Source organism: Enterobacter sp. Ag1 (assembly GCA_000277545.1).
GTDB lineage: Bacteria > Pseudomonadota > Gammaproteobacteria > Enterobacterales > Enterobacteriaceae > Cedecea.
Map to the genome: position 1 here is coordinate 377,403 of AKXM01000004.1, position 19,679 is coordinate 397,081.

Here is a 19,679-nt window from a genome sequence, read left to right on the forward strand (position 1 = left end):
GGTAAATTAACTACTAATATTAATAGGGTGTTTATTTAAGACTTTTCTTATTTATTGCTGCGCTGGCATACTAAAAGGAAATGACAAAAATAGACTCTTCCTTTATGCGACATTATTATAAGGCCGCCTTTTTGTGCGTGCTTTTTTACTCCGACTTAAACTATGCTGCGCCGCTGACGCCTGCCGACCGGGACACTATTCTCCAGCAGCAGCAGGATTTGCTGTTGCAGAACAGGCAGCAGCGAGAGGAGATCCAGCGTAGCCTCCAGCCCCGACTGGCAAGCCCTGTGGCCCAACCTGACCTGGGACCCTGCTTCACCATTCGCCATATTGATATTGAAAATGCCACGCTGCTTTCCGACCCGGCCCGGAATCGCCTAATTACGCCCTATATTGATCGTTGCCTCGGCATGGCGAAGATCAATCAGCTAACCCGGGATATATCTGACTGGTATATTAGCCGCGGATATATCACCAGCCGGGCATTTTTGACCGAGCAGGATCTTTCTGGGGGAACGCTGCATATTGCCGTGCTGGAGGGCAGGCTGCAGGCTATTCGTATTGAAGGGGCTCCTTCACGCCAGCTAAAAATGGCGTTTCCGGGACTGGAAGGGAAAATACTTAACCTGCGCGATATTGAGCAGGGGATGGAGCAAATAAACCGGTTACGCACCACGCCGGTACAAATTGAAATATTACCGGGCGAGAAGGCCGGGGAATCGATTGTCAATCTCACGGCCACGCCTGAATTTCCATTTTCCGCAGCAGTCGGGTTTGATAACAGCGGGCAAAAAAGCACCGGCACCGGGCAGATCACCGCCTCGCTGACCGCCAATAATCCGCTTGGGCTGGCTGATAAATGGTTTATCAGCGGCGGGCACAGCAGCAGGGAACGATCGGCGGCAGCTATATCCTGAATAACGGCATGCTGCAGGGGGGCAATTTAACCGTTAACCCAGGGCAACTGGATAACAACGGCACCGTGTACGCCACACAGAGCCTGGGCATCACGGCCAGCCAGGTTAACAGCGCTGCCGGGGCGCGGCTGCTTAGCCAGGGCAACATGGGGATCAACGCCGGGAATACCAGCCTGCAGGGGCAGGTGGCGGCGCTGGGCAACCTGTCGCTTAACAGTCAGGGCAGCTACAACCAGCTGACCACGCTGGCGGCTGGCAATACGCTGGCGGTCAGCAGTCAGGGCGATATTAACGTCAATGGCCTGCTGCAGGGCCAAGGCGTGCAGCTCTCTGCCGCAGGCACGTTGAATAATAACGGGCAGGTCCGGGCGGGCTACGGCGAAAGCCACCTCAATGCCGGGCAGCTGAATCTGAACGGCGCAGGTAGCGTGCAGGCGGGTGGGACGCTGCGCCTGACCAGCCAGAACGGCATCAACAACGCGGGCTTCGTCGGCACCGCCGGTGATTTAATTGCCAGCGCGGGCGGGACGCTGCTCAACAGCGCCCTGCTGTATGCGGGCAATAACATGAGTCTGTTTGCCAACAGCATTCGCAACTATCGCGGCGATATTCTGGCGGGCAACAGCCTGTGGATGCAGCGTGATGCGGCGGGCAATGCCAACGCCGAAGTGATGAACACCTCCGGAAGTATTGAAACGCAGAATGGTGATATTTCTATTCGCACCTTGCATTTATTGAATACCCGCAATGGCCTTAGTATTCAGCAAACTACAACAAATAATTCGACTGTGGCGGGTATTGGGAGTGCTTCCATTTTTGTTAAACCAGAGCAATTACCTGGCGGCGCAATGGGGTATTTTACCACTGATGAGGTTGTTCAAGTTGGTTCATGTAATGGCCACGGGGCGTGTAATTACGTGCACCACACATATTACCATTATGCCCCCTTCAAAGATTTTGCTACGCAAAAATTCGCAGTTTCACAAACAAATATAACTGTTGCTACAAATGGTGGAAGCGGCAGGATTGCTGCTGCGGGTAGCATTAACGGTAGTATTGATAATCTCGAAAACCAGGCGAGTAATATTCTTGCGGGTAGCAATATTATATTCACCGGAACACAGTTAAATAACCAAAGCTGGCAGGCAGGCACAAACTACGACTTTTTAGTTTACCAATACGCCGATCCTGGTACGCGTAAGCCTCGATTTGCGAATATTAAAGAGGCTCCGCTTGGCGCCGAAATAAAGGGTAATGGTGCGCAATTTAACCTCACTGGGCATGATACTCAGTATGAGCCGGGTGAAATTTATCGTTCGGTCATTCAGGCCGGAGGCGCAGTCGTCGCCAACTTTAGCAACAATATCAGCAATACCTCTGTCTCAGCCAATACCCCCGGCTATACCCCAGGACTAAGTGCTCCGGGGCTTAATTTAGCCGGTGGTCCTGGTGTAACTGGCGGCGCGCAGGCCACCGATCTAAAGACGGGCACCAATAATACTGTGACCGCACCGCAGGCAACGATCAATTTGTCTGGAACCGGGATTGGTAACATCGAAAACCCAATCGGAAGCGGCGGATTAGCCGCCGTGAATAGTCGGCCGCAGAATGGCGCGGACTATGGTCAGGCCGGCGGTAAGATCGCCGATGTCAACCTAGGCCAGCAGGGCGGGCCTGATATTGATTTAGCGGGCAACGCGACGGGACTGGCGGATTCGAAGGCGAATGGTGGCAATCTAACGCCTGTAAACGGTGAGACCGTTGAGCTGACCAAACAGCAATCGGGCGAGCCCTCTCGTCATAAAAATGATGATATTGCCGCCGCTGCCGCTCAGGTGATAGCGCAATCCAGCGGGGGGAAAACACCGCCTCCGCCGGGCTATGATTATCGCCCCATTGAACTGACGAACATCTCGGATATTACCTCGAAGCTGACGGCCAGCGGGTCGCCAGTTAAGCTCAGCGATTATCCGCTGCCTGCCAGCGATAACGGCTATTTTGTTACGAATAAAGATCCCAAAAGCCCGTATCTGATCGTCACCAATCCCAAGCTGGATAGTCTTGGACAGCTGGACAACAGCCTGTTTAACGATATCTATAAGCTTGCCGGGATGGCCGGACCAACCGCACCGCAGGAAACGCGCGCCACTTATACCGATACCAATAAATTCCTGGGCTCGGATTATTTCCTGGCTCGACTGAACCTGCGCCCGGACTATGACTACCGCTTCCTCGGGGATGCGGCTTTTGATACCCGCTATGTCAGTAATCAGATCCTGAATCAGACCGGCAACCGCTACGTGAACGGCGTCGGCTCTGATCTGGAGCAGATGCAGTACCTGATTGACCATGCCGCTCAGGCTCGTGACAAACTGGGTCTTAAACTGGGCGTCAGCCTGTCTGCCGATCAGGTCGCGGCCCTGGACTCCAGCATCCTGTGGTGGGAAAACGCGGTAATCGACGGGCAAAACGTCCTCGTGCCTAAACTGTATATCTCGCCGAAGGATGTTGCGGTGAATAACGGCAGCGTCATCGCCGGGAATCAGACGATCCTTAACGCCGGGAATATCACCAACGACGGCAGTACATTGCAGGGCAAAGCGCTGCTGAGCGCCAGCAGCCAGAACGCCATCAGCAATATTAACGGCGGGGCCATTAACTCGGGCGGCAGCCTGCAGCTCAGCGCCCTGGGCGATATCAACAACATAGGCTCCACCATTGCCGGGCAGAAAGTGAGCCTCGAGAGCGTGGGCGGCAGCATTATTAACCAGACGCTGACCAGCCAATGGAATGCCTCCGGCAAAACCGGCGGCTGGAATGGGATGGATGTAGCCTTCACTCAAACTGACCTGGGCCCACTGGCATCGATTACCGCCGCCGACGGCCTGAGCCTCAGCGCGGGTAAAGATATCCTCAATACCGGCGCCAATCTCAGCGCAGGTGGCGACATGCTGCTCAAGGCGCTGGATAACATTTCCCTTACGGGCAACCAGCTTGTGGAGCGCGACCAGCGTGGCCGCAACATCAATGAATCCATCACCAGCCAGGGCAGTAACGTCAACAGTGGGGGGAACTTGAGCCTGCAGGCCGGGCGCGATCTGACCGTCACCGGCAGCAACCTCAATGCCGGGGGCAGCGCCGCGCTATGGGCAGGGAACGACCTGACGCTGGATGTGGCGAAGAACAGCCGCCATAGCCAGACCAGCAATATGGACATCCTTGATACCAGCAATACCCGCACGACCATTAGCGCCGGGAAGGATCTCTCCCTGGCGGCAGGGCGAGACTTGAGCAGCATTGGCGCGGCACTGGCAGCAGAAGATAACGTCGGCTTACAGGCCGGCAGGGACGTTAACTTAGATGCGGCGGAATCTACTCACAGCGATAAGTACACCGCGAAGAAAAAAGTCGATATCAACGAATCCGTGCGCCAGCAGGGCACGGAGATCGCCAGCGGCGGGAACACCACAATTATTGCCGGGCGCGATGTGAACACCCAGGCCGCGCAGGTAACGGCCCACGGGGATATCGGCGTGGGCGCAGGGCGGGATATCAACCTGGCCACGGCCACCGAGAGCGACTACCACTACGACGAAGAAACCAAAACCAAAAAAGGTTTCCTCAGCAGCAAAACCACGCACACCATCAATGAAACCAGTTCGACTCGCGAAGCCGGAACGCTGCTGAGCGGCGACAACGTGACGCTGAAAGCGGGCAACGATCTGCTGGTGAAGGGCTCATCCGTGGTGGGCGATGGCAATGTCGCGCTGAACGCGGGTAATAACGTCGATATCGTGGCCGCGACGGAAACGGACACCGCCTGGCACTTTAAGGAGACCAAAAAGAGCGGCCTGATGGGCACCGGCGGCATCGGCTTTACCATCGGCAGCAGCAAAAGTACCCACGACCTGCGTGAACAAGGCACCACCCAGAGCCAGAGCATCAGTACCGTGGGATCTACCGCCGGCAACGTCAGCGTGAACGCCGGGGGAACGGCGCATATTGGCGGTGCCGATCTGGTCGCAAGTAAGGACCTGTCGGTCGCCGGCGATAGTGTTCTCATTGAGCCGGGGCACGACAAACGTACCCGCGATGAGAAATTTGAGCAGAAGAGCACCGGGCTGACCGTGGCGCTGTCCGGGGCGGTAGGCGACGCTGTCAACAGCGCGGTAGAGACCGCGCAAACAACCAAAAATGAAAGTGACGGCAGACTGGCTGCCCTGCAGGCCACGAAAACGGCGCTGGCCGGGGGCCAGGCGTATCTGAACGCCCAGAAAGCGGGGGCAGAAAAAGATCCTGATAACGGTATCCGGGTAAGCGTCTCCCTGACCACGCAAAAATCGAAATCAGAGCAGCACGCCGAGTCGGATGTGGTCAAAGGCTCGACCCTGACGGCCGGGAATGATCTGAGCATCACCGCCACCGGAAAAGGAAACAGTGCGGACAGCGGCAATATCCTGATTGGCGGCAGCCAGCTTAAAGCGGGCGGCGATACATCGCTTTCTGCGAGCCAGGATATTGTCCTGGGCGGGGCGGCCAATACGCAGCTGACGACCGGCAAAAACAGCAGCAGCGGCGGAGGTATTGGCGTTGGTTTCGGCGTGAACAGCGGCTCGGCGGGGCTCAGCGTCTTTGCCAACGTCAACGCCGCCAACGGTAAGGACAAAGGGAACGGCACCAGCTGGACGGAAACCACGCTCGACAGCGGGGGCGCGGTGTCGCTCACCAGCGGCCGGGACGCCATTCTGAACGGGGCCCAGGTCAACGGCGATAAAGTTGTCGCCGATATTGGCCGGGATCTGCTGATCGGCAGCCAGCAGGACTCGAATAGCTACGACAGCAAGCAAACCAGCATGGCTGCAGGCGGGAGCTACACCTTCGGAGGCGGTGGTGGTTCTGGCTATATCAGCCTCAGCCAGGACAAGATGAAGAGCACCTATGACTCGGTGCTGGAGCAAAGCGGTATTTTTGCCGGAAACGGCGGCTTTAACATTACCGTGGGCAACCATACTCAGTTGAACGGGGCGGTGATCGCCAGCCGGGCCGGGGCGGATAAAAACAGCCTCGATACCGGGACACTGGGCTTCTCTGATATCGGCAACAAAGCCGACTATAAAGTCAGCCACAGCGGCATCAGCCTGTCCGGTGGCACGAATATGTCCCCTGGATCAATGCTGGCCGCTAACGGCCTCGCGAACGTTGGTACGCTGCTGGCCGGGATTAACGGGAAAGGCCACGCCGAAGGCACCACGCAATCCGCCGTGGCAGATGGTAATATCACAATTCGTGACAGGGCAAATCAGCAGCAGGACGTTGCTGCGCTGAGTCGCGACACCGAACATGCCAACGGCAGCATCGGGCAGATCTTTAACAAAGAGGAAGAGCAAAAACGCCTGCAGACGGCGCAGCTGGTGGGTGAGATCGGCGGCCAGATGACCGGCGTGGTGGCCACCTATGGCGATCTGCAGGCGCTGGATGCCGTGCGTGCCAAAGATAGCAAATACGCCAGCATGAGCGCTGCAGAACTGCGTAATACGGAAGACTACCAAAAAGCCTTTGGCGACTACGGCATCGGCGGTAAATACCAGATGGTGGCGCAGTCGGTGAGCGGCATTCTGGCGGGCGCCGCCGGGGGCGATTTCAATAAAGCCCTGGCGGGTGGCCTGAACCCGGTGATGGCGCAGGTTATTAAAGGGGCCACTACCAGGGGTGACGAAGTCAATGAACCTGCCAATCTGATGGCGCACGCGGTCTGGGGCGCTCTGGCGGCGCAGCTTTCAGGCGGCAATGCAGCGGCAGGCGCGGCGGGCGCATTCAGCGGCGAGCTGGCCGCAAGGCATATCGCCGCCGAGATGTTCCCGGATACAAAACCTGGGGATTTGAATCAGGACCAGAAACAGCTCGTTAGTTTGCTGGGCACCATGGCGGCAGGGATCGCCGGCGGCGTGGTGGGGAATAGCACCGCAGCGGCGACCACGGGCGCGCAGGCCGGGAAGAATGCTGTTGAGAATAATGGGTTAAGTAGCACTCAAGCACTGACCTTTGATAAAGAGCTGTCGGACTGCCGAAAATCCGGCAGTGACTGCCAGGCAGTGATTGATAAGTGGAAACAGGTTAGCGACAAGCAAAGCGCCGAAACAGACCAGAAGCTGAAAGACGATCCGCTAGCGGCCCGAGTGATGGATAAGGAAGTTGCTCAGGGCGGCTATGATATGGCAGAACGTCCAGGCTGGCTGAGTAACATTGGTGCAGATGTAATGACCAGTGATGAGGCTAAAGCTTACGTGCAGCAGTGGAATGGTCAGGATCTGGCTAATATTGATGTTAACAGCCCGACCTGGACGAAGTTTGCGGTATTTGCCTCAGATCCAGAAAACCAGGCCATGTTAGTTTCGGGTGGGTTACTGGCAAAAAGTTTAGTGCAACTAACAAAGGCTACTATAACCAACTTATCCCAAGGCGGAGCACCATTTGCAATAAAAAGTATGCAAGTTGGATTACGTAATCCACAATATGTGGATGAGCTTAAAAAAGATATGACGAGTGGTAATTACAGATTTACTGCACCCGAGGGGCGTATTGCTGGATATGTTGATAGCAAAGGTAATTATTATATATCTGAAGGCAACCATAGGATGGTGGCTGCCCAGGAAATATACAAAAAAACAGGAGATGCTTCATATATAGAAAAACTTATACAAAATGGCTCATGGACTCAGACTAAAAATGCTCCGGCTGGCGCTTCTTCTATGCCGACAAGAAAATGATGAATTTTATGAATATTAATGAAGGGGGCTGCGTGTATAAAAATGAAGTATACGTGAGAATGCTAGGGCTTGCGCTGCCTTACATACGAAACCTACTACAACTGGAAAAGAAAGAAAAAATTCTGAATTTATCTTGCTATCTGGAAACTGATCTTGTTCATAATTTGACGGTTACCATCCTAGATAAAAACTTTACGGATCACGACATATGGTTTTTGAATCACCAAGCAAAAGCTTACTTTGAAAAATGTAATGAAGATATATCGCCAAATTACAATCAACATATTACGTATATAAAAGAGTTATTTAATATGGTTCCTGGCGATTTGAAATCTAAATTAACGTGGATTGGCCCATAATAAAATAAATCGCATACCTTCATTGTTGATGTTTTAGTTTATATGCCAGTCAGTCACTTGCCTAATTTTGCGGTGATTGGAGATGGCTTGGCAATGGAATACTCTTAAACCACCGACAAAAATTGATATCATCAGACCAGAGAAGAAGACAAAGGGATAAATATGTCAGTAGAGGATGTGAGAAAATTGACTCGATTAGTATACCTAACGATAACCGTAACACGGTTAGTCTGGGTATATCGGATCATTTAACTTGGGATGATTCTATTGGCGAACATTTGTATAAGCTTCAAGAAAAAATAAATGCTTATATTGATTTTATTGAAAGCGGAGAGATATATGAAGCATTTCCTGCATCAAAAGATACAGAGCTTAAAATTATAGATATTTATTTCAAATATGATCCTGCAGGAGAGGCGATTTCTTTTTTAGAACAGGTGTCGAATGTTCTGCAATCAATCAACATAGAATTAAGTTATCAAACATTGAAATTACAAAAATCCCAACCTCTCGCGGTTGGGATTTTCACGTTAAGTCTCAGTTCTTACCCCGCTTCAGGCCGTCATAGCGGGGCGATTCCCGTCTGATAACCGGGATATCGCCGGTATCGTTCAATGCTCCAGGAAAGCTTTTGATCCACTGCTGCATCTTCTTCTTGTTGAAATGTGTGACGCTTAACCCCTCGGCACAGCCCCAAAGTTCGCGGCTGTTCTGGGTGGTGATCACAATGCAGTCCGGCATCACCCGGATTTTTATCGGCATACCCGGTGTAAACCCGGCCTGTGAAATCCACGTGCCCTGAAGCGGCAGATAGTCGTACCGAACCCGATCGTAAAACTCAGTGCGTGAAGGTGGGGCCGGTGGCAAGCACTTATCTGGTTTATTGCGTGCCGAATCGCAGTATTCAGCGTTATTTTCCGGTGCGGTTGATTTTGTTTTGGAAATAGTGACTTCTGGCTTAAAATTCTTCGCAGCCATGTTCAACTCCTCTTTAGTTGCATGTGGTCAGCGACATGGAGGTGGTGAGACACCTTTATGTCGCGCTAATTCATAATTAATTTCCTATGTTATACTTCTCTTCTGTAAACCATTCGCTTCAACACTTGGGTATTATATCATGCTGTACAAAAACACAGAGCCTGATTCACTGGCTATATACAATCTTGCGAGGTGTCTTCTAAAAATAATACGATAGAGTGCAACGTTGCATTACAGATTAGAAATACGATAGTTTATTTTTATGCAGAGCTGGATAACTAAGAAATGAAACAGACTGAACGAGTTAACGAATGGCTAAAAAAAAGATGTTCCATTTGCTTTTTTTTACCCAATGGCCCTTATGGACGGCCATTTGATAATCAATATTATGTTGATGAAGTTAAAGAACTGGAAGATGGGTTTATCATTCATTTTACTGATGATTTAGCTCTCCGCTTCAACGGAGAAGTCACGATATTAGAGAGTGAAGATAAATTAATCATTGAAGATTTCAGAGTATGCGAATTTGAGTGCAGGGGAATAATCCAGTCCAGATACGATTACGGTCATGTTTCACTTTGCTAGGTGATATATCAATGCAAGTTCATGATGCAACATGAATATTTCCACCATGATTCTTTGTAGCTGTTGAAAAGGGTGTTGTATGAAAGGATTTAGACAGTGATTATGATATCACGGACGCAGTGATATATGCTTGAGTTTTCCTATTATTTGAAAAATGGGTAATATTTGTCCTCAACTCAGAGAAGGGGAGATGCTTGGAAATGATATCCACTTGCCCTGAAGTGGTAGATATTCGTACCGCTCCCGATCATAAAACTCGTTGCCGGGAAGTGCCTGCTGTAACTCTTTTTGATATCAGAGGCTTCCATGCCGCCGAACTTCGCTTTTCAGTTGTAGTACGAGGCTTCGGAGATCCCGGCCTCGCGGCACACATCCTTAACGGTGCGTCCGGCTTCGACGGACTTCAGAACGGCGATGATCTGGTGTTCGGTGAATAGTGCTTTGCGCATGGTGAGCTCCTCCGGGGACGTAATCAGTATGCCGGAAGATCTCTAAATATGAATGGTCCGTTTTGCCGGGATACTTACAAACCGGCAGTGCAAAAAAACCTGAAAAAGAAAAAGAGCGTGAAAAATGATTTCGTATATCAAATTGTTAATTTATTCTTGCATTTTTTGTATACTTTTTTGCTTTCTTTTAGGGGCTGGAACATCGTTCCTTATATACATTAAGAATGGATACTTTCTGATTCCTGATGGACAGATAAAGAGAGCTATTGTTTTTGGATTCATCGCAGGGATAGCGATTACATCGGCTACAATAGTTTTCAATTTGATAGATAAATTTAACACTCAAAAATAGTCCAGGCGTTCAATCGTTATGATGTTGATGAAGGCGAGCCCATCAGCAATGATGATATGGAAAGTTGAATTAATACGCTGAAACAACAGGCCATACGGGCAAGCTGTGGCTGTGAGAGTTGAATGGGTAACATACGCTCAGGCCGACAGAGAAAACCCGCTAGCCGGGGGCTTCTCTGGCATTAATCCCTTTAAGATAACGGGCGAAGCTATTCACATCCACGCAGATAAAAATCGCTTCGTGGATGTGAAACCCGGCTAAAACTTCATCCGCTAAACGTCATCTCTGCCACCCATTCGGCTTCGGGCTGCTGGTACAGCGCCCAGAACGTATCGGCCACGCCGGTGGCCTCGGCGGAGTCCGGCTCAATCAGCGCTGCTACCGTGACGGATCCTACGTGTACGCCATGCGCTCTGGCATATGGGAAGAGCCCCAGCGTCAGGGCGCGAACGCCTGCTTTGCCAATGCTGATCGAGATGTATTCCGGGTTGGGGTGCACTCCCCAGCCGCCGCCGGTGAACAACAGGGCGCCGCGCCCTCGGGCAAACATGGTTTTCAATGCGCCCTGGGAGGCGGCCAGCGCTCCGCCGATATTGACCGCAAGGTCGGTGTTAAAGGTGGCGCTCTGCTGGTCGAGCACTGACCCCGGGTGCAGATGCGCCGCGTTGTAGTGCACCACGTCGAGCGTGCCGAATTCGGTCTCAGTCTCTTGTATTAAAGCTGCAACGGCATTGGCATCGGCGGCATCGACAACCTTAGCGTGCGCCTGGAAGCCTTTGCTGGCGAGGCGCGCCGCAAGTTCGCCAAGTTTCGATGCATTCCTTGCGGCTAAAATCACCACAAAACCTTCACGGGCGAAGCGTTCCGCCGTGGCATAGCCGATCCCCGGCCCGGCCCCAATGCTAAGAAAAGTTTTCATTATTTACTCCTCAATAAGTTCGCGAGCACTGTATCATCTGCATAAATGTAGATAATCACTCACTGGAGCAATTGCTTAATGCAAAATATGCAGGAATTCAGCGAACATCTTAAAATTGACGAGCTGGCCGCCTTTGCCGCGGTGGTGGAAAACAACGGTTTTGCCGGAGCCGCGCGCGTGCTGGACCGTAACGCTACCGTGATATCCAGAAGAATTCAGCACCTTGAATCCCGGTTGGGTACCCGGCTGCTGGCTCGTTCCACACGTCATGTTGCGCTGACCGAGGCCGGGGAGCTTTTTTACCGCCGCGTGCGGGGCATCCTGGATGAATTACACAATGCTCAGCTGGAAGTCAGTGAATTTACGGCTGCCCCGGTTGGAAACCTTAAAATTTCTCTGCCGCTGACCTTTGGCCGACGCTGGATTACCCCCAAACTGTCGGCCTTTTTAGCCCAGTATCCCGGCATTCACCTGGACGTCAGGTTTACCGACAGGCTGGTGGATCTGGTGGCCGAGGGCTACGATGTGGCCATCCGCGTCGGGCGTCTGACCGACAGCGCGTTGATTGCCCGCACGCTGGGGCAGTTTGAATACCAGCTTGTCGCTTCCCCGGCCTGGCTGGGACAGCGCGAGATCGCTTCCCCCGCGGACCTCAGCGAGCATCATTGCCTGGGGCTGGTGAGTCATGCCAGCTGGCCAGACTGGATTCTGGTGAACGGCGACAGCAAAGCCACCGTGAGAATTAAGGGCCCGCTGCAGACGGACAATTCAGAAGCTCTGTTGCAGGCGGCGGTGGATGGGGTGGGGATTGCCCTGGTGCCCGACTGGCTTATCACGACCGAGCTTGCTTGTGGGCAGCTGGTTCGGGTGTTGCCGGCCTGGAAAGGCCAGGATCGGGGCGGCGTCTACGGCATTATGCCGCCGGGTAGATTGATTCCGGCCAAAACGCGCCTGTTTATTGATTATCTTCTGCAGGAAATGGGGGAAAAGCGGTCGGTCGCGTGAAGGGAAAATAAACTGCCCGGCGTAACCGGGCAGGAGAGTTACTCGGCTTGAGGTATCGCGCGAGGCTTGCCTTCTTTATCCACGGCGACATAGATAAATATCGCCTCGGTGGCTTTGTAGCGCTGGCCGATAGGCTCGGAAGAGACCTTTTTCACCCAGACTTCCACGTTGATGGTGATGGACGTTGTCCCGCGCTTAACGCAGCGGGCGTAACAGCACACTACGTCTCCCACTGCCACTGGCTTCAGGAAGGTCATGCCGTCCACACGCACGGTCACGACGCGGCCATGAGCGATTTCTTTGGCCTGAATGGCGCCGCCCATGTCCATCTGCGACATCAGCCAGCCGCCAAAAATATCGCCGTTGGCGTTGGTGTCCGCTGGCATCGCCAGAGTGCGCAGCACTAATTCACCTTGCGGTAATTCGTTCGGCATTACTGCTCTTCCTTTGGCATATGACGGTAGATGTAGACGCCGCTCAGCAGGGTAAAGACCAGAGTGATGGCGGTCAGCCCGAACACTTTAAAGTTAATCCAGACACTTTCCGGGAGCCAGAACGCCACGTAAATATTCAATAAACCACAGGCGATGAAGAACAGCGCCCAGGCGATATTCAGGCGAAACCACACTTCGGTTGGCAAAGTGATTTCTTTGCCCAGCATGCTCTGAATCAGCAGCTTGTTCATGCCGAACTGCATCACCAGCAGCGCCGCCGCAAACAGGCCGTAAATCAGCGTGACTTTCCACTTAATGAATTCCGCGTTGTGGAAGTAAATGGTCAGGCCGCCAAAGACGGCAACCATCACGAAGGTGACCAGCGTGGTCTTTTCCACCTTGCGGTACTTGACCCAGCTATAAACCAGGGCGAGGGCGGTGGCGATGATCAGCGCCCAGGTGCCGACAAAAATGTCGTACATCTTATAAAAAGCAAAGAAGACAATCAGGGGCAGGAAGTCGAGAAACTGCTTCATAATCTGTTCCGTAAAGAGGTGACTCCTGACTATAACGCGCGGTCAGGAGTCGGGGAAGGTTATTGACGTATCAACATGTACAGGCGGAATAAGTAGATCAGCAGCACGGCTGAAATCAGGTTGCTTATGGTATTCGCAATCACGGCCCCGGCTTCCGGCGACAGCGCAGCAAAGCTGGATGCCAGCAGCAGTAACGCCGTTTTGGCCGCCAGCCAGGCGACGACCGCGGGGGCAACAAGGCGCATGTTCGCCCATACAAGGCGCAGGCTGCTGCGCATAGAGCGGAAAATCCCGATTTTATCCTGCACCAGCATCACTGGCGCAAGCGAAAGCAGGATAGCCAGCAGCACGCCAGGCACAACCACAAGCATAATGCCGATTTGCACCAGCAGCGTGGTCAGGAAGATCAGAATGAACATTTTGGGCAGCATGGGCGCAGAGGCACCAATCGCGCGCAGGGCGCTTACGCGCTGGCCTGCAGAAACGATTTGCATCAGCACCATCATGCTGGCCGCCAGAATAGCGTTGCCAATCAGGCCCGAAAACGTGGAGGCCGCAGACGCTTTCAGTAACACTTGCTGCTGTTCCAGCGACATATTCTGCACTAAATCAAACAGCCCGACGCTGCCCGCCAGGTTATCTCCCTCACTCAGAATCGCCATTTGTTCTTCGCTGGGCGAGAACGCGCGGCCAATAATCACCGAAATTAAGGCGCAAAGTAACGCAATCAGCAATATGGTAACAAACTGATTACGCAAAAAATTCCCCGTGTCACGGTATACGGAACCTGCCGTGATAGACATGCACTCTCCTTGATGTTGCTAGCGGTTATCAATCTGGGGGCAATTGTACCCTGGATGAGGCTGCCGTGGCACCACAAAGACTTTCTATAAGCGGTTGAATAGCGTCAGTTCCGTACAGCGGCACCAGGCCGTAGCGGGCTCGTGCCCGGTTGCAGGCATCGTGGGTGACGCCGTCTTCCCCGGACATCGTAAACTCGCGGCACGGCGAAGGGCGATTTTCATAAATGCTGCATCTGACCCGCTGACCTGGCTCGCCCTCCAGCGCTACGCAGCGGCTGTTGCGCTGGTTAGTGCCGCTCATGCAGCGCAGAAAAGGGGTAACCGGCTCGGTTAAATGCGAAGGGACCAGGCCGCCGGCGTCGTCGGCTTCAGCCCAGTAGAAAGAGACACGAAAGTAAGCACAACAGGCACCACAAGTCATACAAGGGTTATCGCTCATCTTGCACCTGCAACTTCTGATTTCACGTTTCAACGGTTGAGGAGAACACCCAAATTAGCCAGAGCAGGGCTTTTTGCAAGAGGCGGATGGGGAAGAATTTTCAGGATGTGATTATTCACAAAGTTGATCTGGTTTCGGTTTGTTGTTTTTCACCGCGCTACCAAAAATTAATCCAGATCATTGAATGTTAAATTAGAGGATAAAGTGTGATCGGTGTTAGATCACTTTGTACTTCTTTCTGAGTATATTCAGCCCGCTGTTAAAAACCATAACAAGGGAAGGGCTATGAAAAAACTCACACTGGCATTACTGGCGATGGGATGTCTGTCCGGTGCGGCGTCGGCGCATCAGGCGGGGGAATTCTTTATGCGCGCGGGTACCGCGACGGTTCGACCCACCGCGGGCTCGGATGACGTGCTCAAAATGGGCGGCTTTAAAGTTGATAACAATACGCAGCTGGGGCTGACCTTCGACTATATGGTCACCGATAACATCGGGATTGAGCTGCTGGCGGCGACGCCGTTCCGTCACAAGGTCGGGCTTGGGCCAACCGGCGATCTTGCCACCGTGCACCAGCTGCCACCTACGCTGATGGCGCAGTGGTACTTTGGCGATGCGGGTAGCAAAGTGCGGCCTTACGTGGGCGTCGGCGTAAACTACACCACTTTCTTTGATGCAAGCTTCAACGACACCGGCAAAAGCGCGGGCCTGAGCGATCTGAAAGTGAAAGATTCGTGGGGCGCTGCGGGTCAGGTCGGGCTGGATTATCTGGTGAACGAAGACTGGCTGCTGAACATGTCCGTCTGGTATATGGACATCGACACCACGGTGAAATTTAAAGCCGGGGAAGACCAGCAGAGCATCAAGACGCGCATCGACCCGTGGGTGTTTATGTTCTCTGCGGGCTACCGTTTTTAAGTCTCTCTTCATCGGAAGAAACTGGCTGTTTAATGGCCAGTTTCTTTGAGTGCGTACATTAAATTTCAATTAGTCATATTCTGAAACGAGATGCTATTATTCCCCGTCTTCTTTTAATGGGTAGAAAAATGGCATATATCGACTCCAACTTAATTGGCAATGAAGAAGTTTTATATCGTGGGCAGGTGACTCTGTGGGCATGGCTGCCCTGGATCCTTTGGGGAATCATTTTAGGGTTCATGACCATCGTTGGTTTTATCCTGATTCCATTGGGGTATTTTGTTGTACGCTCCAATGAAGCGGCTATTACCAATAAGCGACTGATTGCTAAATCGGGCTTAATTAAGCGTGATACCGTTGAAATCCCGATTAAGAAAATATCCAGCCTTCAGGTTCGACAAGGGATTATTGGTCGCATGCTGGGTTATGGTTCTCTGGTGATCAGTGATTCCGGGGCTGGTCACGCGCCGATTCGTTTTATTAAAGATCCAATGAGATTCAGACAGCGCTTTTTTGAATATCAGGAAGAGCTGGAAAATAAAGCAGCCAGTTAACATAACCACAATTTCTGTTAATACGGCGGCAGGTCGGGGGACTAAACCGGTCGGCCGCCGTTTTTGTTTACCTTAACCCCGCGTGGCGGCTTTCATGTTCTGCACGAACTGTTTCAGTTCGCTGAGCATTACTTCAGGCTGTGCCAGGTTCTTTTCGATGATTTTCACCACCGCAGAACCTGAAATCGCGCCTGCAGCACCGGCGGCAATGGCATCGCGTACCTGAGACGGTTCGGAAATACCAAAGCCTTGCAGAGGCGGCGCGGCCTGATACTCACCCAGTTTCTCAATTAAATGATGCAGCGGAAGCTGAGCGCGCGTTTCGGTGCCGGTAACGCCTGCACGGGAAAGCAGGTAAGTGTAACCCCGGCCATGAGCCGAAATTTCGCGCAGCAGCGTTTCGTCGGCGTTTGGCGGGCAGATGAAAATAGGCGCAACGTTGTGGCGCATTGCGGCATGGCGGAATTCAGCGGACTCTTCCACCGGCACGTCGGCAACCAGCACAGAATCCACGCCCACTTTGGCGCACAGCGCATAAAATTCGTCGATGCCACGGTTAAAGACCAGGTTGGCATACATCAGCAGACCAATCGGGATCTCCGGGTATTTTTGGCGGATCGTCGCCAGCATTTCAAAGCACTGGGTTGGCGTCACGTCAGAGGCGAAAGCCCGCAGCGCCGCGCCCTGGATGGTTGGGCCATCCGCCAGCGGATCGGAGAACGGAATGCCCAGTTCGAGCGCATCCGCGCCGCCTTCAACCAGCGCATCAATAATTTTCAGCGAAAGCTCAGGGGTTGGGTCGCCCAGCGTCACAAAGGGAACGAATGCGCCTTCCTTGCGGGCCTGCAGCTGTTCAAACAGATGATGATAACGTTCCATTACATTTCCCCTCGTGCTTTCAGAATATCGTGGACGGTGAAGATGTCTTTGTCGCCGCGGCCAGAGAGGTTCACTACCAACAGCTGCTCTTTTTCAGGGTTCTCGCGCATCATTTTTAAGGCATGGGCGAGGGCGTGTGAGGACTCCAGCGCGGGAATAATCCCTTCGCTGCGGCACAGTGCTTTAAAGGCATCCAGCGCTTCGTCATCGGTAATGGAGACGTAATCGGCGCGGCCGGTGCTGTTCAGGTACGCGTGCTGCGGCCCCACGGACGGGAAGTCCAGCCCGGCAGAAATAGAGTAAGACTCTTCGATTTGCCCTTCGTCGGTTTGCATCATCGGCGACTTCATGCCGAAGTAGATCCCCACGCGGCCATGTTTCAGCGGCGCCCCGTGTTCGCCGGTTTCAATCCCGTGCCCGGCTGGCTCAACGCCAATCAGGCCCACGCTGGTTTCATCGATAAAGTCGGCAAACATGCCGATGGCGTTAGAGCCACCGCCCACGCAGGCGATTACCGCGTCAGGCAGGCGACCTTCTTTTTCCAGAATCTGTGCTTTGGTTTCTTCGCCGATCATGCGCTGGAATTCACGCACGATGGTCGGGAACGGGTGCGGACCTGCGGCGGTGCCGAGCATGTAGTGCGCGGTTTCATAGCTTGCAGACCAGTCGCGCAGCGCCTCGTTACAGGCATCTTTCAGGGTGGATGAGCCGCTGTGCACCGGAATGACTTCGGCCCCCATCAGGCGCATACGGAAGACGTTTGGCGACTGGCGCTCGACGTCTTTGGCTCCCATATAAATACGGCATTTCAGGCCGAGCAGGGCGCTGGCGAGGGCAGAAGCTACGCCGTGCTGACCCGCGCCGGTTTCGGCGATGATTTCGGTTTTGCCCATACGCTTGGCAAGCAGCGCCTGGCCCAGCACCTGGTTAGTTTTGTGCGCGCCGCCGTGAAGCAGATCTTCACGCTTGAGGTACAGGGTGGTGTTGGTGCCTGCGGTGAGATTTTTGCATTTAGTCAGCGCCGTTGGACGGCCCGCGTAGTTCTTCAGCAGGTCGGTAAACTCCGCCTGGAACTCAGCGTCACTTTGCGCCGCCACAAAAGCTTCTTCGAGCTGGCGCAAAGCAGGCATCAGGATCTGCGGCACGTACATCCCGCCAAATTCACCAAAATAAGGGTTCAGTAAAGTCATGGTATCTCTTCCTTAGTAAGCCCGCAGGGTCCGGAAGACCGCAGCCAGCTTGTTAGCATCTTTTATTCCCGGCGCACTTTCCACGCCAGAGTTGAAATCCAGTCCCGCGCAGCCGGCTTTAGCCGCTTCCACGCAGTTATCCGCTCCGAGGCCGCCCGCCAGAATCACGTTGTCCAGCTTTTGTCCGGCTAACAGTCGCCAGTCAAAGCTTTGCCCGGTGCCGCCCTGGCCGTTATCGAACACGTATTTGTCAACGTGCTGCAGATTCCGCTCAGGAAGCGTGTCGGCTACGCTCAACGCTTTCCAGATTTGTGTTTTCTCCGGCAGCAGCGCTCGCAGCTCAGTAATGTATGCCTGGGTTTCAGCGCCGTGAAGCTGAACTGCGCTCAGTGAGAACGTCTCTACTTTCTGCACAACTTCTGTTATCGGCGTATTTCTGAATACACCCACGTAGCGAAGCGGCGCGGAGGCAATGACTGCGGCGGCTTTCTCATCGCTGACAAAACGCGGCGAAGTCGGAACGAAGATCAGGCCACCGTAAATAGCTCCGGCTTCCTGAGCCGCACGAGCATCTTCCCCCCGCGTCAGGCCGCAAACTTTGTTTTCACCCAGCAACACGCGGCGTACCGCGGCGCTCAGGTCATCCTCGCTCATCAACGCCGAGCCAATCAGGAATCCGTTGGCGAAGTGGCTGAGTTCGCGAACCTGAGCGTAATGATTAATGCCCGATTCGCTGATTACCGTGACGCCGTGGGTCAGACGCGGGGCCAGCTGGCGAGTGCGGTCCAGGTCAATGGACAGATCGCGCAGGTCGCGGTTGTTGATGCCGACCACTTTGGCCCCGAGCGCGATGGCGCGCTCCAGCTCTTCTTCGTTGCTGACTTCGGTCAGCACGCCCATGTTCAGGCTGTGGGCCACGGCGGCCAGCTGGCGATACTGTTCATCGTCCAGCACCGAAAGCATCAGCAGGCAGGCGTCCGCCTGGTAAAAGCGCGCCAGATGAATCTGGTAGGCGTCGATAATAAAGTCTTTGCACAGCACCGGCTGGCTGACAATGCCGCTGACGATCGGCAGAAAATCGAAGCTGCCCTGGAAGTATTTCTCGTCGGTCAGCACCGACACGGCAGAGGCATAATGCTTATAAACACCGGCGATATGAGCCGGGTCGAAGTCATCGCGGATCGTCCCTTTGGACGGGGATGCCTTTTTGCATTCAAGAATAAAGACGGTGCGGGCCCCCTGCAGCGCGTCATAGAAGTTCCGCGTGGTGGGCACAATGTCATTCTGGAAGCTCGCCAGCGGCTGCTGCTGTTTGCGGGCTTCGACCCACAGCGCTTTGTCAGCCACGATGCGGTTTAAAACGGTCTCCTGCATTCCCTTATCCTCTTCCTGCGAGCGCGGTGACGCGGTCATATGCGGCCCCGCTGCGCAATACATCCAGCACTTTTTTGGCGTTAGCCTTCAAGTCTTCATGGCCGTGCAATCGCATCAGCATCGCAACGTTAGCCGCGACGGCAGACTCGTGCGCGGTCTCACCTTTACCTTGTAGCAGGCGAGTCAGAATGTCACGGTTTTCTTGCGGCGTGCCGCCCGCC

General features: G+C 53.6%; 16 protein-coding genes and 3 pseudogenes. 8 read left to right on the forward strand and 11 right to left on the reverse strand.

What is annotated here, in order from left to right; all coding sequences use genetic code 11:
• Positions 1 to 104 precede the first annotated feature (104 nt).
• From A936_RS02515 to A936_RS23370, 4 genes and pseudogenes are all read left to right on the forward strand, one after another.
• A pseudogene (locus A936_RS02515) lies at positions 105 to 887 on the forward strand (ShlB/FhaC/HecB family hemolysin secretion/activation protein); the annotation flags it as partial.
• Positions 860 to 7,684 (forward strand): hemagglutinin repeat-containing protein, encoded by a 6,825-nt coding sequence (locus A936_RS02520; protein ID WP_008454265.1) that lies wholly within the window; start codon positions 860 to 862, stop codon positions 7,682 to 7,684. The pseudogene A936_RS02515 and the gene A936_RS02520, both read left to right, overlap by 28 nt.
• The gene (locus A936_RS02525) at positions 7,684 to 8,043 is read left to right on the forward strand and encodes a hypothetical protein (RefSeq protein ID WP_008454267.1); all 360 of its coding nucleotides are present in this window, start codon (positions 7,684 to 7,686) and stop codon (positions 8,041 to 8,043) included. The genes A936_RS02520 and A936_RS02525 overlap by 1 nt, the downstream gene beginning before the upstream one ends.
• Before the next feature lie 122 nt (positions 8,044 to 8,165).
• Positions 8,166 to 8,630 carry a DUF6572 domain-containing protein gene (locus A936_RS23370; protein ID WP_157141364.1) on the forward strand — a complete coding sequence of 155 codons (465 nt, stop codon included), beginning with the start codon at positions 8,166 to 8,168 and terminating at the stop codon, positions 8,628 to 8,630.
• On the opposite strand, the gene A936_RS23165 is transcribed toward A936_RS23370, so the two are convergent.
• Entirely contained in the window at positions 8,581 to 9,021 is a 441-nt protein-coding gene (locus tag A936_RS23165; RefSeq protein WP_008454269.1) for a SymE family type I addiction module toxin, read from the reverse strand. The genes A936_RS23370 and A936_RS23165 overlap by 50 nt on opposite strands.
• A gap of 285 nt (positions 9,022 to 9,306) precedes the next feature.
• On the opposite strand from A936_RS23165, the gene A936_RS02535 reads away from it, so the two are divergent.
• A complete protein-coding gene (locus A936_RS02535; protein WP_008454271.1) occupies positions 9,307 to 9,606 on the forward strand; it encodes a hypothetical protein in 300 nt (99 codons plus the stop codon).
• 329 nt (positions 9,607 to 9,935) lie between these two features.
• Here the strand turns inward: A936_RS02535 and A936_RS02540 are convergent.
• Both A936_RS02540 and A936_RS02550 read right to left on the reverse strand, forming a co-directional pair.
• Positions 9,936 to 10,055 (reverse strand): annotated as a pseudogene (locus A936_RS02540) (transposase); the annotation flags it as partial.
• A gap of 617 nt (positions 10,056 to 10,672) precedes the next feature.
• Positions 10,673 to 11,326, reverse strand: a complete 654-nt coding sequence (locus A936_RS02550) for an SDR family oxidoreductase (RefSeq protein WP_008454276.1) — start codon at positions 11,324 to 11,326, stop codon at positions 10,673 to 10,675.
• A gap of 78 nt (positions 11,327 to 11,404) precedes the next feature.
• Here A936_RS02550 and A936_RS02555 point away from each other — a divergent pair, with 78 nt between their 5' ends.
• Positions 11,405 to 12,331, forward strand: coding sequence for a LysR family transcriptional regulator (locus tag A936_RS02555; protein ID WP_008454279.1), 927 nt, complete (start codon positions 11,405 to 11,407; stop codon positions 12,329 to 12,331).
• Between the two features lie 38 nt (positions 12,332 to 12,369).
• Here the strand turns inward: A936_RS02555 and yciA are convergent, their stop codons facing one another.
• Genes yciA through A936_RS02575 form a run of 4 tightly spaced genes read right to left on the reverse strand, consistent with a single transcriptional unit; the run spans position 12,370 to position 14,543 of the window.
• Positions 12,370 to 12,765 carry an acyl-CoA thioester hydrolase YciA gene (gene yciA, locus A936_RS02560; protein WP_008454281.1) on the reverse strand — a complete coding sequence of 132 codons (396 nt, stop codon included), beginning with the start codon at positions 12,763 to 12,765 and terminating at the stop codon, positions 12,370 to 12,372.
• Entirely contained in the window at positions 12,765 to 13,301 is a 537-nt protein-coding gene (locus tag A936_RS02565; protein ID WP_008454282.1) for a septation protein A, read from the reverse strand. The genes yciA and A936_RS02565 overlap by 1 nt, the downstream gene beginning before the upstream one ends.
• 59 nt (positions 13,302 to 13,360) lie before the next feature.
• Positions 13,361 to 14,104 (reverse strand): YciC family protein, encoded by a 744-nt coding sequence (locus tag A936_RS02570; protein ID WP_008454284.1) that lies wholly within the window; start codon positions 14,102 to 14,104, stop codon positions 13,361 to 13,363.
• 28 nt (positions 14,105 to 14,132) lie between these two features.
• On the reverse strand, positions 14,133 to 14,543 hold the full coding sequence (locus tag A936_RS02575; protein ID WP_008454286.1) for a YkgJ family cysteine cluster protein: 411 nt from the start codon (positions 14,541 to 14,543) through the stop codon (positions 14,133 to 14,135).
• 285 nt (positions 14,544 to 14,828) lie between these two features.
• Here A936_RS02575 and ompW point away from each other — a divergent pair, with 285 nt between their 5' ends.
• Both ompW and A936_RS02585 read left to right on the forward strand, forming a co-directional pair.
• Positions 14,829 to 15,461, forward strand: coding sequence for an outer membrane protein OmpW (ompW, locus tag A936_RS02580; protein WP_008454288.1), 633 nt, complete (start codon positions 14,829 to 14,831; stop codon positions 15,459 to 15,461).
• A 128-nt stretch (positions 15,462 to 15,589) separates the two neighbouring features.
• Positions 15,590 to 16,015 (forward strand): PH domain-containing protein, encoded by a 426-nt coding sequence (locus A936_RS02585; RefSeq protein WP_008454289.1) that lies wholly within the window; start codon positions 15,590 to 15,592, stop codon positions 16,013 to 16,015.
• A gap of 72 nt (positions 16,016 to 16,087) precedes the next feature.
• On the opposite strand, the gene trpA is transcribed toward A936_RS02585, so the two are convergent.
• The 4 genes and pseudogenes from trpA to A936_RS02605 form a co-directional block, all read right to left on the reverse strand.
• On the reverse strand, positions 16,088 to 16,894 hold the full coding sequence (trpA, locus tag A936_RS02590; protein ID WP_008454291.1) for a tryptophan synthase subunit alpha: 807 nt from the start codon (positions 16,892 to 16,894) through the stop codon (positions 16,088 to 16,090).
• Positions 16,894 to 18,084 (reverse strand): tryptophan synthase subunit beta, encoded by a 1,191-nt coding sequence (gene trpB / locus A936_RS02595; protein ID WP_008454293.1) that lies wholly within the window; start codon positions 18,082 to 18,084, stop codon positions 16,894 to 16,896. Before trpB ends, trpA begins: the two co-directional genes overlap by 1 nt.
• Before the next feature lie 12 nt (positions 18,085 to 18,096).
• Positions 18,097 to 19,458 carry a bifunctional indole-3-glycerol-phosphate synthase TrpC/phosphoribosylanthranilate isomerase TrpF gene (gene trpCF / locus A936_RS02600; RefSeq protein ID WP_008454294.1) on the reverse strand — a complete coding sequence of 454 codons (1,362 nt, stop codon included), beginning with the start codon at positions 19,456 to 19,458 and terminating at the stop codon, positions 18,097 to 18,099.
• A gap of 4 nt (positions 19,459 to 19,462) precedes the next feature.
• Positions 19,463 to 19,679: pseudogene (locus A936_RS02605) on the reverse strand (bifunctional glutamine amidotransferase/anthranilate phosphoribosyltransferase); the annotation flags it as partial.